The organism is Mycobacterium sp. IS-1742 (genome assembly GCF_001500125.1).
Taxonomy (GTDB): Bacteria; Actinomycetota; Actinomycetes; order Mycobacteriales; family Mycobacteriaceae; genus Mycobacterium.
The window spans coordinates 53,045-70,081 of record NZ_LQIV01000021.1 but is presented as its reverse complement, the minus strand read 5'-3'; the positions used below and the strand labels follow the sequence as shown (position 1 = coordinate 70,081).

The window sequence follows — 17,037 nt, the reverse complement described above, 5'->3', positions numbered from 1 at the left end:
GCCTCCCCCACCACGACACCGGCCAACCGAGAATCAACAACCACTTCCACCCCCACCGCTACCTCACCGACCCCGACGACAGGGACGACGGCGAAGAACCCGAATAACTCTGAGGGAGAACGCCTGACCGGTCTCAGCCGCGTTCGGGCCGTTCCTCGATGAGTTCGTCGAGAAAGCCGCCTGCCTCGCGGCCGGCTCGGTCGACGTCACTGGCGGCGATCGCCTCGACGAGCCCCTCGTGGGGGATTCGTTCGAAGGCGTGGGTCTCCACGGTGGTCGCCACGCTGGCGGTGACAACTTCGGTCAGACCCCGGTACAGCTCGGTCAGCACCGCGTTGTGCGATGCCCGCACCACCGCGAAGTGCAACTCCGCGTCGGCCCGTACGAACTCGTCGCGGGTGTCGAGGGCATCCCGGCGGGCGAGCAGGGCGCGGATCTCCACGAGGTCGTCGTCGGTGCGCGCGGTGGCGGCCAACCGGGCGCCTTCCACCTCCAGGCAGCGCCGGACCTCCAGCACCTCGCGCAACTCCGAACCGCACAGCCGGCGTAAAGCCCCGGACACCTCGCTGGTGGCCCGCACATAGGTGCCGTCGCCCTGACGAACCTCGAGGATCCCGCTGTGGGCCAGCGCTCGCACCGCTTCCCGGACCGTGTTGCGTCCGACGCCGAGCGCCGCGACCAGTGACGGTTCGGTCGGAATCCGCGTGCCGACCGGCCATTCGCCGGACGACACCGATTCGCGCAGCTGGGCGATCACCTGGTCGACCAGACCTGCGCGACGGGTAGTGGCGAGCGGCACGGCACCTCGATTCATCCAATCATGGGATGTATGGGAGGATACCGCGGTGAAGGGCAACATCCGCACCGGAACCTCGCATCATGCGGGTGACCCCATGAGCGCCGACGCGGACCACACCCCACGAGCGCGGGCAGCCGGCGGTGTGTTGCTCACGATCGCCGTCATCCTCACCGCGCTGAACCTGCGCCCCGCGATCACCAGCGTCGGACCACTGCTCGGTGAGATGCGCACATCCATGGGCGCGAGCGCCACCTGGGCCGGCGTGTTGACCACCCTGCCCGGATTGTGTTTCGCCGCAGCGGGTTTGACGGCACCGTGGCTGGCCCGCCGGTTCGGTCTGAGCCGGGCCATCAACGCCGCGCTCGCCATCCTGAGCGCGGGCCTGCTCATCCGCGTCCTCGATGGCCCGTACGTCGTGCTCGGCGGAACGCTCGTCGCCACCGCAGGAATCGCGCTGACCAACGTCTTGATCCCCGTGGTGATCAAGAGTTCGTTCCCTGCCCGCGTCGGCCTCATGACCGGCGTCTATACCGCGGCCCTGCAGGGCGGCGGTGCGCTCGGGTCCGCGGTGACCCCCGGGCTGGAAGGCGTCTTCGACGACTGGCGGACTGCCCTCGCGTCGTGGGCCGTCGTATCCGCGCTGGCGCTTCTCGTCTGGACCGTGGCGTCGCGCGGCCTCGCCGGCGGACGGGCACCGGCGTCACGGGTCAAGGGCCGATCGTTGCTGCGCAACCGACTGGCATGGACGGTGACACTGTTCTTCGGATGTCAGTCACTGCTCGCCTACGTGATGATGGGCTGGCTGGCGGAGGTCTTCATCGACAGCGGCGTGAGCAAGTCGACCGCCGGTCTGCTCGTCGGGCTGATGTCGCTGATCGCCGTGCCGATCAGCATCTTCGTCTCACCGCTGGCGGCGCGCTCGTCGAGCCAGAGCCCGTGGATCGTCGGTCTCGGCACGATCGGCGTGGCCGGGGTGATCGGATTGCTCGTCGAACCGGGCGCCGCGCCGCTGCTGTGGAGCATCCTCGTCGGACTCGGGCTGAGCGTGTTCTCGTTGGCGCTCACCGTGATCGCGTTGCGTGCCCGCACCACCGAGGACACCGCGCAGCTCTCCGGCATGGCGCAGGGCTTCGGCTATCTGCTGGCCGGGCTCGGCCCGTTCCTGTTCGGGTTCCTGCACGACCTGACGGACGGGTGGACGGTGCCGTGGGCCATGGTGCTGATCGTCTACCTCGTGCAGATGTCCATGGGCGCACTGGCCGGGCGCAACCGCTACGTGTGAAACCGACTCAGCCGCAGAGCCCGTCGAGGGTGGCGTCGAGCGCATCGAGGTCGCGTTTGAGCGCCTGCTGGCCGGGGTCGCCGTCCGGGGCGCCCGCGGTGGCCGCGGCCCCGAACTGCATCAGCTTCGTCCCGAACTGACGCACCGCGTCGGCGAGTGGGGGCGGCGTGGCGGGGTCCAGCGTGGTGAGCAGGTACTGACCGCCGCCCATCAGCGCCACCCGGGCGTTGGCCGCCACCGCGAGCACCCCGGTCACATCGTCGTCGCCGCCGGGCGAAGCCAGATGCGTGTTGGTCGCGACCCCGGTACTCACCTGGGTGTACGCCGCACATGCGGTGTCCTGGGCGGCCGCCCGCGTCGCCTCGTCGTAGCGCGGTGTGCGGTCCTGCCACCACGTCCACACCGCCAGGATCAGCGCGGCCGTGGCGATCAGGCAGGCCAGGACGGCCAGCGCCGTGGACCGTGAGCGGGCGGCACCGATCGGCTGTGGTCCCGGCGGCATGGGAGAGATCGTAATGGGGTCGCGCGGCGGGGCCGGAAGCTGGCATGGTGGCGGGGTGAGTGTGGGGCGAACGCTGTGCCGGGTCGGCGTGGCCGTCGGTTGCGCCTGCGGGGTGTTGTTCGGCGCCGCGCCGGCCCACGCGGACCCCGCCGAGCCCGGCAGCGGTGACACCCTCGTGGGGCCCTCGGCGGCGGGCACTAATCCTGCCGCCGGACCGTTCGGCGTCGGGCCGGCAGCGACCGACACCTTCGGCGGATACCTGCCCGAGGACGGGACACTGACCGCTTTCGACGTCGAGAACCCGACCGTCGGCCGACTCGACCCCGCGCTGCTGACAGCGGTGCAGGAGGCCACGCGGGCGGCCGCCGCCAGCGGTGTCGAGGTCGAGATCAACTCCGGCTGGCGGTCGATCGGCTTCCAGGAGCGGCTGTTCCAGGACGGGGTGCGCACGTACGGCAGCTTGGAGGTGGCCAGGCAGTTCGTCGCGTCACCGCAGACCTCGATGCACGTGGTCGGGCGGGCGGTCGACGTCGGCGGTCCCGACGCCGCGGCCTGGATGTCGCGCAACGGCACGCGGTTCGGACTGTGTCAGGTGTACGCCAACGAGTTGTGGCACTACGAGTTGACCGCGGACGCCAACGGCATCTGCCCACCGATGAAGCCCAACGCGACCGGCTGACCGCCGGGAACGGCGGTCACATGCTCGGTAGCATGATGATCGTGCCGGGAGAAGACGCGGTGACCGCCGGTGTCGCGGGCTCGTTGATCCTGACGTCGGACTACCGGGTCGCCGACCCCTCGCGGGTGTGGCCCCTGCTCGAACGGCGCCGGGCCGAACTCGCTGCGCTCGGCGCCCATCACGTCTTCGTGCACACCTCGATCAGCGAACCGGACCGGGTGCTGGTCACGATGGCACTGCACACCGCCGAACCCGTGGCGGAGCTGCTGCGCTCCCACGTCTTCTTCGACTATTTCGACGCGGTGGGCGTGCAGGATCTCCCCGCCGTCTTCGCCGGTGAGCTCGTCGAACGCTTCCACGTCGACGACGGCCACGTCGCCGCATGGACGGCGAAGGCGCCTGCGGTGGTGATCGCAGGCGTCACGGTCGTGCAGGATGTCGGGACCCTGCTCGACCAGGTGCACCGCACCCGAGCACTGTTCCGCCGCAACGGTATTCAGAACGTGTGGATCTTCCGGGCGCTGGACGACCTGCACGAGGTGATGTTCCTGCAGGACGTCGTCGACGAAGCCGGTGCCCGCAGGTGGCTGGATCGTCCGGAGACGGCGGCCAAGTGGCTCACGGAAGCCGGCGTCGGCGCCTATCCGCCGGTGTTCGTCGGGACGCTGCGGCACGTGATGCGCATGGACGTCGTCGAGCACGCCGACGGCAGCTAGCCGAGCGCCTCGAGATGTCGGGCCAAACCCTCCGTCCGCCAGAGGTTCAGCATGTTGGTGAACATCTGCAGCGGGGCGCGCAGCCCCTCGTCGCCGCGGATGCGCGGATCGTGTCTCGTGGTGTCCGCATCGGCTCCGGGTAGACGGTTGCCGATGCGCGCGGGCACATCGAGCAGCCAGGTGATGCCCATCAGCGCCATGTAGAGCATCAGGTGCCGCCGCAACAGCACCGGATCGGGCCGCGGGCCACCCGCACCCGCCATCTCGGCGCAGAACAGCTCGAGCAACTCGTCGAAATGGTGGTCCCACAGCGTGGTGTCGGCGGCGCACAGCGCACCCCACAGCGCCATCGCGAGGTTCAGCCGGCTCACGCAGCCCCAGTCCATCAGACCGCACTGCAGGACTCCGGCGTCGTCGCGCCAGAACCAGGCGTTGTCGACGTTGGCATTCCAGTGGCACAACGCGATGTGATCGTCCGCATCGTGCAGCGCACGCCAGATGGACTCCTCCCGGCGCAGCACCTCGTGGGCCTCCTCGCTCAGGCGCGTCAGGAAGCCGGGGGTCCGCACGTCGGGCGGAAGCAGTCCCGGATGGGTGTCGGCGAACTCGGCGAGCCGGGTCAGTCTGCGCTGCAGGCGTTCCGGCGACAGGGTCACCGGATCGCCGACCGTGGCGGCCCGGAGGTCGACGGGGAAGGCCTGCGTGAACTCCGCCGGTAGCCGGCCGGAACGCTGGGTGCCCGCCAGCCGCGCCAATGCGGTGATCAGCGCACGGTAGTGCTCGGCGGGAGCGGGCATGTCCTCATCGAGGCACTTCTCGTACTGGCGCTCCACACCGTTGCGCCCGAATGGGATTCGATCGGTGATCAGGATGCCGGTGCCGGTGCCGGCGTGGTAGTCGCCGTACCGGGGCCGGGGTATCGCGATCGGGAACCCGGGCGTGCGCGACAACGCGGCGAACACCACTTCCGAGGCCATCTGCGTCCTGCCGCGGTCCCGCGCGGGATCGTCGAGGTCACGGGAGAACTTGACGAACAGATCCGTGCGCAGTCCTGGTTCGTCGTGGGCGTATGCGACGTCGAGCAGCAGTTTGCGCCCCGTACTTCCGCCGCGCAGCTCCTGGCACCGGTCGATCCGCACCACGCGGTTGTCCGGCGCGAGTGCGCCGAAGGCGTGAAATGCGTTGGTGAGGAACGCTTCCCCGCTCTCACGCAGCGCCGCGGCGGTGGCGGGAATCGGCAGACCGAGGTGATCACCGGTGACCTGCTCGTGTTCAAGCATGCGTCGGCTAGGACCCGGCGTCGTCGGTGCTGACCTCGACGAGCAGCGACATCCCGTGATGCGCGGGCATCTCCACGGTGAAGCTGTGCAGGTCGTCGACCGTGGCGAAGGCATGTCCGGTGAACATGTCCGAGACCTCGGCACCGGGCGGCAGCGCCTCGGAGCGGACCGTTCCCGCGACCTCCTCGTTGGCGAAGTTCAGCACGGTCAACTGGTAGCGGCCTTCGCCGTGGAGTTGGTGCACGAGCACGAGCATGCCCCGGTGCGACACCTCGGGGATGTCGATTTGGCGACTGGTGGCGATGCCGTAGTGGGAGCGCACCTTCAGGATGGCCTGCAGCTGGCGCAGGAAGCTGGTGTCATCGTCGAGCTGGTCGGGGATCGAGCCGTACAGGCTGCGGCCGCGGGGCATCCCCGCCAACGACTGCGTCGCACCGGGATTGACGCCCATCAGGTCGTGGGCGGCGCGGTGGATCCACCGGGTGTCACCGCCGCGCAGGAGTTCTGCGACCTCCGTGGCGGGCAGCGTGAGCATGCCGCACAGATCCCACCCCGACAGCGCGAAGACACCCGGCTGCAGCGCGTTGAACATCGCCAGCAGCAGGTGCGCGCGGCGGATCTCGTCGAGCTCGGGTGAACCGGGTTCGATGCGGTCCAGATCGCTGATACCCAGCGTCGCCGCGATCACCGTCGCGGTGGTGCAGGCGATGCCGTTCGTGGTGAAAACCAGGTTGTACGGGGCGTTCTCACCGGTGAGGTGTTCGGTGAGATCCCGGCGGACCGACTCGCCCAGCACCTCGCCGGTGATCTCCTCACCCTTGTAGGTGTAGAGGTCGTCGCGGTGACCGTGCGACCAGTGCACGAGTTCGTAGGTCAGTTCGTCGTGGTTCTGCAGGGCGTGGATCAGCGACGCGGGGTCGACGCCGAGTTCCAGCGTGGTGCGCAGGGTCAGCCGCAGGAACTCGGTGTCGGCGGTGGCCAGGGCGTGCTGGTAGGCGGGCCGGTTGATGAAGTCGTAGGACAGGTCCGCGCCCGCCTCACCGATCTCGCGGATGTCGTCGATGGTGAGGTTGAGTTCCTGGAACGTGAATCCGCCCACCTTGCGCACCATGCTCGCGATCAGATGGTTGGCCGCCTCGGACAGCGGGTGGCCTTCCGACCAGGCGGTGCTGTCCTCGGCCACCGTCTTCTCGGCCCCCAGAAAACCGTTGGCGTCCAAGCGGAGTCCGCCGGTGCCCAGGTCCGCCAGCGAGTGCAGGGCGTCACCGATCACCAGCCGCATGCCGGCGAAGGAGGGGTCCAGCCAGTTGATCGACGGCTGACCGTCCTTGAAGTAGTGCAGGTAGACCCAGCGGCGTTCGACACCGTCGACACCGAGCACCGGGCGGGTGACGCTCCAGTTGGTCTCCTTGATGCCCTCGGCGTAGAAGATCACCCGCTGCAGCCGGCCGATGATGTAGCCCGCCTTGTCCAGCCACTCCTCGGTGACCGGGTCGATGTTGACCGAGTCCGCGCCCGGCGGCACGTCGGGCAGGTGCTCCCAGTCGCGGGGGTCGACCTCCACCATGTGGTAGATGCCGGGATAGTCGGCGTACTTCATCTCCGCGAGCCGGAAGTCCGCGCCCTTGCCGGTGTGGCCCGGCACGATGTCGTCGATGATGGTGCCGCCGTACCAGTTGGCCGTCCCGCACATCTTGCGGAACTCCTCCTCGGTGCCGAACGCCGGGTCGATCTCGGTGCTGATGCGGTCGAAGTGCCCGTCGACGCTGGGGGTGGTCTGCCACCCGGAGATGCCGCCGGCCCGCTTCACGGGACCGGTGTGGATGGCCTCGATGCCGATGTCCGCGAACGCTTTCCACATGTCGTCGTCCGCGAGCGCGGTGAGGAACGACTCGTTCGGCCGGGTGATCAGCGACAGCGGATAGGCGGTGAACCACACCGAGGCGGTCTCCACCGCACCGCGCGGGCTGGGGGTGGCGTACGGGTTCTGCCACATCGAGCCCTGCCCGGAGAACTGCTGGCTGATCTCGTTGGCGTCGGCCAGCATCGACTGCGACAGCAGCCACGACACGTACGCCGGGTTGTCCGCGCGCGCCGGACCGTCCTGGGCCACCGACCGGCGCGTGAACGGCGATTTGACGCGCGGACGGAACCGCAGCGCCCGGGGACGGGCCGGATGGAGATGCTCGTCGTAGGTGATCTCGCTGGGCTCGTTCGGCTGATCGTCCGTGCCAGACCCGGCCTGGTCGTCGAAATCCGACGCTGGCGCCTCAGACATGCATCCCCTTCACGAACTGGTTCCCGGTGGTTCGACCTTCGGGACGTAGTTCCACGCCGCCGCGATGTCGAAACGGCGCGCCGTCGCGCACGTGCCGAACGCTCTCGCCCACCAACCCTACGGATGCCGAGGCGCCGGCGTGTTCCGGCGAGGGGTCCTAACGGTTCACAGGTGCGAGTCGGCGACGGCGAGTGCCTGGTCGAGGATTGCGAGACCTTCGCGGACTTCGTCGGCGGTGACCGTGCACGGCGGCACGGCGTGGATGCGGTTGAAGTTCGCGAACGGCAGCAGGCCGTTCTCCTTGCAGGCCGCAACCACCGCGTTCATCGCCGCGCTGCTCGCGCCGTACGGGGCCAGCGGTTCCCGGGTCTCCCGGTTCGCGACCAATTCGATCGCCCAGAACACGCCCGCGCCGCGGACCTCACCGACGCTGGGGTGCCGGGCGGCGAGCTCGGCCAGGCCGGGTCCGAGCACCTCGGCCCCGATGCGGGCGGCGTTGCCGACGATGTCCTCGTCCTCCATCGCGGTGATGGTGGCCACGGCGGCCGCCGTCGCGAGCGGATGGCCGGAGTAGGTCAGGCCGCCGGGATAGGGGCGGTGGGCGAAGGTCTCGGCGATCGCGGGGCTGATGGCGACGCCACCGAGCGGCACGTAACCGGAGTTGACGCCCTTGGCGAAGGTGAGCAGGTCGGGGGTGACGCCGAAGTGGTCGATCGAGAACCACTTGCCGCTGCGCCCGAACCCGGCCATCACCTCGTCGGCGATCATCACGATGCCGTAGCGGTCGCAGATGTCACGGACGCCGGCCAGGTAGCCGGGCGGCGGGATCATGATGCCCGCGGTACCGGGGATGGACTCGAGCACGATCGCGGCGATCGTGGATGGGCCCTCGAGCCGGACGACGTCCTCCAGGTGGGCCAGCGCCCGGGCCGACTCCTCCGCCACGGTGGTGGCGTGGAACTGCGAGCGGTACAGGAACGGGCCGAAGAAGTGCACGACGCCGGCGTTGCCGTGGTCGTTCGGCCACCGGCGCGGGTCGCCGGTCAGGTTGATCGCCGTCTCGGTGCCGCCGTGGTAGGAGCGGTACCGGCTCAGCACTTTGTACTTGCCGGTGTGCAGCCGCGCCATCCGCACCGCGTGCTCGACCGCGTCGGCGCCGCCGTTGGTGAAGAACACCTTGTCGAGCTCACCGGGCGTGCGCTCGGCGATCAGCCGGGCGGCCTCGGAGCGGGCGTCGTTGGCGTGCTGCGGCGCGACCGTGCAGAGCTTGGCGGCCTGTGCCTGGATGGCCGCGACGACCTTCGGGTGCTGATGGCCGATGTTGGTGTTGACCAGCTGACAGGAGAAGTCCAACAGGCGACGGCCCTCGCCGTCCCAGATGTAGCTGCCCTGCGCGGCGGTGATCGTCATCGGCGTGATCTCGGCCTGCGCCGACCACGAGTGGAAGACGTGTTTGCGGTCGAGTTCGTACGCGCGCGTGGCCTCGGCCCGGGCGTCGTCGACCGACAGGCCGTTGGGGAGGGTGGTCTCGTTGGTCAGTGTCATGTTTCCTCCTGCGCCGAAAGTACGGTTGTTGACGCCGCTACTCGGGCGATGCGTTCAACAACCGTACCCTCGGCGCGATGATCAGCTGTTTTGTGGGAAGCCGAGGTCAATGCCGCCCCCGGAGCGCGAGCTGGGGTCGAGCCAGCGTTGGGTGATGGCCTTGCCGCGGGTGAAGAAGTGCACGCCTTCGGTGCCGTGGGCGTGGCTGTCGCCGAACAGTGAGTTCTTCCAGCCCCCGAAGCTGTAGTAGGCCATCGGCACGGGGATGGGCACGTTGATGCCGACCATGCCGACTTCGACCTCGTTCTGGAAGCGGCGGGCGGCGCCGCCGTCGTTGGTGAAGATCGCGGTGCCGTTGCCGTAGGGGTTGGCGTTGATGAGGTTTAGCGCCTGGTCGTAGGTTTCGACCCGCAGTACGGACAGCACGGGGCCGAAGATCTCGTCGGTGTAGACGCTCATCTCGGGGGTGACGTTGTCGATCAGGGTGGGGCCGAGCCAGAAGCCGTCTGCTCCGCCGTCGGCCTGCACCGTGCGGCCGTCGACGACGATTTTGGCGCCGTCGGCTTCACCGGCGTCGATGTAGGACGCCACCTTGTCGCGGTGGGCCTTGGTGACCAGCGGGCCCATGTCCGAACCCGTGGTGCCGTCACCGGTTCGGAGGGCGCGTGCCCGCTCACTGATCTTGGCGACGAGGTCGTCGGCGATCGGGCCGACGGCCACGGCCGCGCTGATGGCCATGCAGCGTTCGCCGGCCGAGCCGAAGCCGGCGTTGATCATGGCGTCGGCGGCCAGGTCGAGGTCGGCGTCGGGCAGGATCACCGCGTGGTTCTTCGCTCCGCCGAGGGCCTGGACGCGCTTGCCCGTGGAGGTGCCGGTGGCGTAGACGTATTGGGCGATCGGGGTCGATCCCACGAACGAGACGGCCTTGACCTTCGGGTGGGTCAGGAGTTCGTCGACCGCGGTCTTGTCGCCCTGCAGGACGTTGAACACTCCGGGCGGCAGACCGGCCTCGGCCCACAACCGGGCCAGCCACAGCGATGCCGACGGATCCTTCTCGCTGGGTTTGAGGACCACGGTGTTGCCGGTGGCGATCGCGATGGGGAAGAACCACATCGGCACCATCGCGGGGAAGTTGAACGGGCTGATCACGCCGACGACACCGAGCGGCTGGCGGATCGAGTACACGTCGACGTTGGTCGAGGCGTTCTCGGTGAAGCCGCCCTTGAGGAGATGGGCGATGCCGCAGGCGAACTCGACGACCTCCTGGCCGCGGGAGACCTCGCCCAGGGCGTCGGAGAGCACCTTGCCGTGTTCGGCGGTGATGATCGCGGCCAACTCGTCCTTGCGGGCGTTGAGCAGTTCGCGGAAGGTGAACAGGATCGAGGTGCGCTTGGCCAGGGAGGTGTCGCGCCACGCCGGGAACGCCGCCGCGGCCGCCTCGATCACCGCACGGGCGTCCTCGACGGTCGCCAGCGCGACCTGACCGGTCACCTCACCGGTCGCCGGATTGGTCACCGGCGCGGTGGCCTGCGACGCGCCAGCGAAGATGTCGTTGTTGCACCAGTGGTGAACGGTATTCGGCATGCTCTCGAGTGTGCCGCCGCGCCGGCCCGGTGCGCGGTTGCATGATGTCACCGAATCGGGCGGCGGGGCTACAGTGTGTAAATGGCTGTGACGGTGTCCGACGTGATCGGTCTCCCCGTCGTCGCGCGCGGTGCACCCGAGGTGCTCAGCGCGCGCCGCTGGGACGATCCGATCCGCTGGGTCCACGTCGGCGACGTGGCAGACCTGTCCGCGCTGCTGCAGGGTGGCGAGCTGGTGCTGACCACCGGGGGCGGGCTGGCCGGCGATCCGCAGCGCTACCTGCAGGGGCTCGCCGACGCCGGTGCCGTGGGCGTGGTGGTCGAACTCGGGACGGCGATGGCGGCGGTGCCCGACAGCGTCGTCGCCCACGCCGAGCGTCTGGACCTCTCACTCGTCGCATTGCACCGGCAGATCAAGTTCGTCGCGGTGACCGAGGTGGTGCACCGGCGCATCGTGGCCGCCCAGTACGACGAGGTGGCGTTCGACCGGCGCGTACACGAGACCTTCACCGAGCTGAGCATGAAACGCGCGTCCGCGGCCGGCATCGTCGACGCGGCGGCGCGGATCCTCGACGAACCCGTCGTCCTCGAGGATCTGGCCCATCAGGCGCTCGCCGTCGCGCCGGGCGGGGATGCGGCCGTGACGCTGCTGCAGGACTGGGAGCGGCGGTCACGGATGAGCGCAGGCGGCGACTGGGCGGTCACCTCCGTCGGGCCGCGTGGCGAAGAGTGGGGGCGACTCATCGTCCCCGTGCCGCCCGCCGACCGGGCCCGCGCCACGATGGTCCTCGAACGCGCGGCGGCGGCGCTGGCGCTGCACCGGATGATCGAACGCAACCGCAGCGGGCTGCACCAGCAGGCGCAGAGCGGGCTGATCGACGACGTGATCGCGGGCCGCATCACCGACGAACGCGAGGCCGCCGCGCGGGCGCATGCGCTCGGACTGCGCAGGTCCACCCGCTACCTGCCCGTCGTCGTGCGGGTCGACCGAAACACGGGCACATCAGATCCCGTTGTCGCGCAACAACGTAACGTCGCACTGCTGGACGCCGTCGCGCACACGGTGAACGCCGCAGGCCACACCGCGCTGTGCTCGATCCGCCGTGACGGGGAGATCGGCGCGCTGCTGGCGCTCGACCCGGCCCGGGGCGGCTGGGACCGGGCGCTGACCGCGCTCGGCGAACGCATGCACGCCGAACTGCGGCGCCTGGACGGCGCCGCCCGTTCGGAGGCCCGGTCGGTGTGCGCGGTCGGCGACCCGGCCGCCGAGATCGTCGAGGCGATCCATGGCCTGGGCCAGGCCGCCCACGTCGGTGAGGTCGCCATCGCGATGCACGGCCACACCCAGGCGGTCTACCGCGCTTCCGACGTGCGCCTGCGCGGTCTGATCGCGCTGTTGCGCGACGACCCGCGGGTGCAGCAGTTCGCCGAGACCGAACTGCGGGCACTGCTGCTCGACGACGAGGGGCGTGTGCCGTCCAATCTGGAGGTGCTCCGCCACTATCTGCAGGTCGCGGGTAACAAGGCGGCGTTGGCGCAGCGCCTGCACATGAGCCGTCCCGCGCTCTACAAGCGGTTGGCTGCCATCGCCAGGACCCTCGGCGTCGACCTCGACGACGCGGAGTCGATGACCTCGCTGCATGTGGCCGTCCTGATTCTCGACGCACGACGGCGGGCCGCCCCCGCCGCGCTCACCCGGGACCGGTAGTCGCGGCCACGGGAATCAAGTTTCACTTTCACCCGCTTTGGGCAGCCTGCACTCACGGATGACTCCGGACGCCTTCGCGCGTCGATCCGCGGCGCTGAGAGGGATGTGGGTTGGGCGTTGAGGAAGCTGGGGCGGCTTCGTTGACCTCCTCTGCGAACGCGCTTTTCGGTGCGGACCCGGACGTGGGCCGCCACCTCGCCGTGGTCGACTGGGAGGCCACCGCACTCGGATCGCCCACGACCTGGCCGCAGAGCCTGCGCACCGCCGTCAACATCCTGCTGTCGTCGCGGTTCCCGATGTGGATGGCATGGGGCCCGGATCTGACGTTCTTCTGCAACGCCGCCTACCGGCGGGACACGTTGGGCCGCAAGTACCCGTGGGCGCTGGGCCGGCCGGCCAGCGAGGTGTGGGCCGAGATCTGGCCCGACATCGGTCCGCGCATCCAATCGGTCCTGTCGACCGGACAGGCCACCTGGGATTCGGCGCTGCTGCTGTTCCTCGAACGGTCCGGCTACTCCGAGGAGACCTACCACACCTTCTCCTACAGCCCGCTGCGCGACGACGGCGGTCACGTCGTCGGCATGCTGTGCGTGGTGAGCGAGGACACCGAGCGGGTGATCGCCGAGCGCCGGATGGCGACGCTGCGCGACCTCGGGTCGGATCCGAGCGTGGTCCGCACCGAGCGGCAGATGCTCGACTTCGCCGCCGAACAGCTCAGCCGCAACCCGTACGATCTGCCGTTCACACTGACCTATCTGTTCGCGGACGACGGTGACGCGCGGCTCGCCGCGAGCAGCGGGATCGGACCCGGACACGCGGCGGCACCGGAAACGATGTCGGCCGACGGAATGTCGGTGTGGCCGGTCCGGCTGCCCGCCGAGGGTGAGACCGTGCTGCTCGACCTCGACGACGAATCGCTGGGCCTGCCCCGAGGGGTCTGGCCCGACCCGCCCGCGCAGGCTCTGGTGGTCCCGCTGCTGCAGCAGGGCGCCGACCCGGTCGGGTTCCTGGTGGCGGCGTTGAACTCGCACCGCCGCCTGGACGCGCCCTACCGGGGGTTCATCGAGCTGGTCGCCGGGCACATCGCCGCCGGAATCGGCAGCGCCCGCAGCTACCGGGCCCAGCAGCGGCGGGCCGAGGAGCTCGCCGAGCTCGACCTGGCCAAGACCACGTTCTTCTCCAACATCAGCCATGAGTTCCGCACCCCGCTCACGCTGATCCTCGGGCCGCTGGCCGAGCTGCGCCGTGACGCCGGCCTCGACGCGCAGGCGCGTGAGGAACTGGAGCTGGTGCACCGCAACGGGTTACGGCTCGCGAAATTGGTCAACACGTTGCTCGACTTCTCCCGCATCCAGGCCGGCCGCATGCGGGCCCGGTTCGAACCCGTCGACTTGGCCGCCGTCACCGCGGAGCTGGCGAGCGTGTTCCGGTCGGCGATCGAACGGGCGGGCCTGGAGTTCACCGTCGACTGCCCGCCGCTTGCCGAACCCGTCTACGTCGACCGCGACATGTGGGAGAAGGTCGTCCTCAACCTGCTGTCCAACGCGCTGAAATTCACCCTGGACGGCGCCGTCACCGTGCGGGTCACCCACGACGCCGGCGCCGCGGTGGTCACGGTGGCCGACACCGGGGTCGGGATCCCCGACACGGAGATGCCCCGTCTTTTCGAGCGGTTCCACCGCGTCGAGACGGCCGATGCCCGGTCTACGGAGGGAAGCGGGATCGGCCTTGCTCTCGTCAAGGAGTTGATCGGCCTGCACGGAGGCACCATCGGCGCCCGCAGCGAAGAGGGCCGCGGCACCACCTTCACGATCCGGATGCCGTTCGGCTCGGCCCATCTGCCGCCGGACGACGTCGTGCCCGCCGGACGAACGTCCGGCGTCTCCACCATCGCCGACCCCTATCTGCAGGAGGCGCTGCGCTGGCTGCCCGCGTCGGACTCCGAGATCGAGGACGGGCAGGGAATCACCGCGACCGTGCCCGCGGACGGCGCCGCCGTCGTACCCGCCCGGGTCCTGATCGCCGACGACAACGCCGACATGCGCGCCTACCTCACCGGTCTGCTGCGCGGCGCCGGGTACGAGGTCACCGCGGTGTCCGACGGCAGGCAGGCATTGGACTCCATCCGGTCGGACCTACCCGACCTCGTCGTCAGCGACGTCATGATGCCGGGCGTCGACGGCCTCGAACTCCTCGCGGCGCTGCGCACCGAATCCCGCACCGCCGCACTGCCGGTGCTGCTGTTGTCGGCCCGGGCGGGCCAGGAATCGTCCATCGAGGGTCTGCATGCCGGCGCCGACGACTACCTCGTGAAACCGTTTGCGGCGGCTGAACTCCTGGCGCGGGTACGGGCCAACGTGGCACTGGCGCGGTTGCGCAACCACCACAGCCGCTGGCGCACCGCGCTGATCGACTCGCTGCAGGAGGCGTTCTTCGTCTGCGACGAACGGGGGGCGATCATCGAGATCAACGCCGCGTTCACCGACATCCTCGGCTACGGCCCCGAAGGACTGCCGTACGAACCCGAACAGCCGTGGTGGCCCGACCCGGCCATCGATCCCGAGGGCTACCGGCAGACCAGTCAGGCGTTCGGCGGCGTGATGGAACACAGCCGCGGGGACTTCACCTTCCCGGTCGTGCACCGCGACGGGCACCGACTGTGGGTCAACGCGAGTTTCAACCCCGCGCGGGACCCCGACACCGGGCAGCGTGTCGCCGTCGGCACGTTCCGCGACGTCACCGCCGAGCACTACACCGTTCAGCGCGAGACCGCGTTGGCCGCGCTGAACGAGCAACTGGCGGAGGCGGACACGCTCGACGGCGCGTTGCGCGCCGCCGTCGGGGAACTGCACCGGCTGTGGCAGGCGCGACGCGTGCTGGCCGTGACCTTCCCCGGCGCGGACACCGACGTCGACCCGGACATCATCTGCGCGGGCGAACCCGTTCAGTGGGCGGATCTGACTGTCCGACAACGTCATACGATCACCAGACTGCGCGACGCCAACGTGTTGACCGCCGACACCGGGGAGTACGGCACGGCGGGTATCACGCTGCAACATCCCCGCGGCGTGCTGGTCCTGTGGATCGAGCTGCTCGAACGACGTCCGTTCACCCCGGAGGACCACACGCTGCTCACCGTTCTCGCTGGCCGTCTCGGTCAGGGTCTGCAGCGGGTGCACCGGCTCGACCAGCAGCGGGAGACCGCGCTGACGCTGCAGCACGCGATCCTCGGCCCGGCCCGGCTGCCGGGCGGGTTCGCGGTCCGCTACCACCCGGCGACCCGGCCCCTGCAGGTCGGCGGCGACTGGTACGACGTCGTCGACCTCGACGGCGGGTGCATCGGCCTGGTCGTCGGCGACTGCGTCGGCCACGACCTGGAGGCGGCCACCGTCATGGGCCAACTGCGCAGCGCGTGCCGCGCGCTGCTGCTCGACCAGCCGAGCCCGAAGGCGGCGCTGGCGGGCCTCGATCGGTTCGCGGCCAGGCTGCCCGGTGCGCGCTGCACGACCGTGTGGTGTGCGGTGCTGTCCCCGCACAGCGGTGAACTGGTGTACTCCAGCGCCGGGCACCCGCCACCCATCCTCGTCGACTCCGACGGCGGGACCCGGGTGCTCGACGACGCCCGCGGATTCGCGCTGGCTCTGCGGCCCGAGCAGGAGCGGCCGGAGGCCCGGGTGACGCTGTCCGCGCGGACCACGTTGCTGCTCTACACCGACGGGCTGGTGGAGCGTCGCCGCGCCTCGTTGGAGACGGGTATCGGCCGAGCCGCCGACCTGGTCGCCGAGGGCCGGTCCGACGGGCTCGACGCGGTCGCCGACCGGCTGATGTCCCGCCTCTCGCCCGACGGTGGCTATCAGGACGACGTCGCGCTGCTGCTCTACCGCCAGCCCGCCCCGCTCGACATGGTGTTCCCGGCGCGCAACGAATATCTCGCGAGTTCGCGGACGGCTCTTCGCGATTGGCTGACCCAGGCCGGGGTGGGGCCGGATCAGGCCATGAACGTGCTCATCGCCACCGGTGAGGCGGTCGCCAACGCGATCGAGCACGGGCACCGTGACCGGCCCGACGGTCACGTCACCCTGCGGGCGACCGCGCTGGTGGACCGGCTCCAGGTGTCGGTACTCGACACCGGCTCGTGGAAGACACCGCGGACGAAGGTGGACACCCGGCGCGGCCGCGGTGTCGCGTTGATGGAGGGTCTGATGGACGATGTGACGATCAGGCCCGGACACGAGGGGACCGCGGTTCACCTCGACGCGAGGATCATCTGATGGTCACGCAGCTCACCGTCAACGCCGACCGGCACACCGACGGCAGCCCTCTCCTGGTCGCCGTGGGCGAGATCGACCTGAGCAACGTCGACACGTTCACCCGCGCACTGGTGACCGTGATCGAGGCGGCGGACGGCGCAGGCACGGTGACGGTGGACCTCAGCGCCGTCGAATACCTGGACAGCGCAGCGATCGGTGCGTTGTCGGTGCACGCCGATCAGGTGCCGCAGATGCGCCTGGTCGCCAATCCGTACCTGATCCCGGTGCTGCGGATCAGCGGCATCGACCAACTGGCCACCGTGGAACCGGCGAAGCCCGCCGACGCCTAGGCGGTTCGCGGACCACCTCGGGGTGTTTTCACCGGTCGCAGGGGGTATGCCGGGCGCACTGTCCG

The 17,037-nt window shown here is 69.8% G+C and carries 12 protein-coding genes; 6 read left to right on the top strand and 6 right to left on the bottom strand.

Going from position 1 to position 17,037, the window contains the following annotated elements:
* Window positions 1–133: 133 nt before the first annotated feature.
* Window positions 134–799 carry a FadR/GntR family transcriptional regulator gene (locus tag AU196_RS14150; RefSeq protein WP_059095709.1) on the bottom strand — a complete coding sequence of 222 codons (666 nt, stop codon included), beginning with the start codon at window positions 797–799 and terminating at the stop codon, window positions 134–136.
* Window positions 800–893: 94 nt separating this feature from the next.
* Here AU196_RS14150 and AU196_RS14145 point away from each other — a divergent pair, with 94 nt between their 5' ends.
* A complete protein-coding gene (locus tag AU196_RS14145) occupies window positions 894–2,081 on the top strand; it encodes a CynX/NimT family MFS transporter (protein WP_059095715.1) in 1,188 nt (395 codons plus the stop codon).
* Window positions 2,082–2,088: 7 nt separating this feature from the next.
* Here the strand turns inward: AU196_RS14145 and AU196_RS14140 are convergent, their stop codons facing one another.
* Window positions 2,089–2,583, bottom strand: a complete 495-nt coding sequence (locus tag AU196_RS14140) for a hypothetical protein (RefSeq protein WP_197415791.1) — start codon at window positions 2,581–2,583, stop codon at window positions 2,089–2,091.
* Between the two features lie 73 nt (window positions 2,584–2,656).
* Here AU196_RS14140 and AU196_RS14135 point away from each other — a divergent pair, with 73 nt between their 5' ends.
* Entirely contained in the window at window positions 2,657–3,262 is a 606-nt protein-coding gene (locus AU196_RS14135) for a M15 family metallopeptidase (protein ID WP_502687262.1), read from the top strand.
* A gap of 59 nt (window positions 3,263–3,321) precedes the next feature.
* The gene (locus tag AU196_RS14130) at window positions 3,322–3,978 is read left to right on the top strand and encodes a fatty-acid--CoA ligase (RefSeq protein WP_082695720.1); all 657 of its coding nucleotides are present in this window, start codon (window positions 3,322–3,324) and stop codon (window positions 3,976–3,978) included.
* On the opposite strand, the gene AU196_RS14125 is transcribed toward AU196_RS14130, so the two are convergent.
* The 4 genes from AU196_RS14125 to AU196_RS14110 form a co-directional block, all read right to left on the bottom strand.
* Window positions 3,975–5,258, bottom strand: a complete 1,284-nt coding sequence (locus tag AU196_RS14125) for a hypothetical protein (RefSeq protein WP_059095708.1) — start codon at window positions 5,256–5,258, stop codon at window positions 3,975–3,977. The two genes, AU196_RS14130 and AU196_RS14125, sit on opposite strands and share 4 nt — an antisense overlap.
* Window positions 5,259–5,265: 7 nt before the next feature.
* The gene (treS, locus tag AU196_RS14120; protein WP_059095707.1) at window positions 5,266–7,536 is read right to left on the bottom strand and encodes a maltose alpha-D-glucosyltransferase; all 2,271 of its coding nucleotides are present in this window, start codon (window positions 7,534–7,536) and stop codon (window positions 5,266–5,268) included.
* 165 nt (window positions 7,537–7,701) lie between these two features.
* Window positions 7,702–9,081, bottom strand: coding sequence for an aspartate aminotransferase family protein (locus tag AU196_RS14115; RefSeq protein WP_059095706.1), 1,380 nt, complete (start codon window positions 9,079–9,081; stop codon window positions 7,702–7,704).
* Window positions 9,082–9,162: 81 nt separating this feature from the next.
* On the bottom strand, window positions 9,163–10,665 hold the full coding sequence (locus AU196_RS14110; RefSeq protein ID WP_059095705.1) for a CoA-acylating methylmalonate-semialdehyde dehydrogenase: 1,503 nt from the start codon (window positions 10,663–10,665) through the stop codon (window positions 9,163–9,165).
* An 81-nt stretch (window positions 10,666–10,746) separates the two neighbouring features.
* On the opposite strand from AU196_RS14110, the gene AU196_RS14105 reads away from it, so the two are divergent.
* From AU196_RS14105 to AU196_RS14095, 3 genes are all read left to right on the top strand, one after another.
* Window positions 10,747–12,372: a PucR family transcriptional regulator gene (locus tag AU196_RS14105; protein WP_059095704.1), complete on the top strand. Its 1,626-nt coding sequence runs from the start codon at window positions 10,747–10,749 to the stop codon at window positions 12,370–12,372.
* Window positions 12,373–12,482: 110 nt separating this feature from the next.
* Window positions 12,483–16,643 carry a SpoIIE family protein phosphatase gene (locus AU196_RS14100; RefSeq protein ID WP_059095703.1) on the top strand — a complete coding sequence of 1,387 codons (4,161 nt, stop codon included), beginning with the start codon at window positions 12,483–12,485 and terminating at the stop codon, window positions 16,641–16,643.
* Window positions 16,643–16,972, top strand: coding sequence for an STAS domain-containing protein (locus AU196_RS14095; protein WP_059095702.1), 330 nt, complete (start codon window positions 16,643–16,645; stop codon window positions 16,970–16,972). The genes AU196_RS14100 and AU196_RS14095 overlap by 1 nt, the downstream gene beginning before the upstream one ends.
* Window positions 16,973–17,037 lie beyond the last annotated feature (65 nt).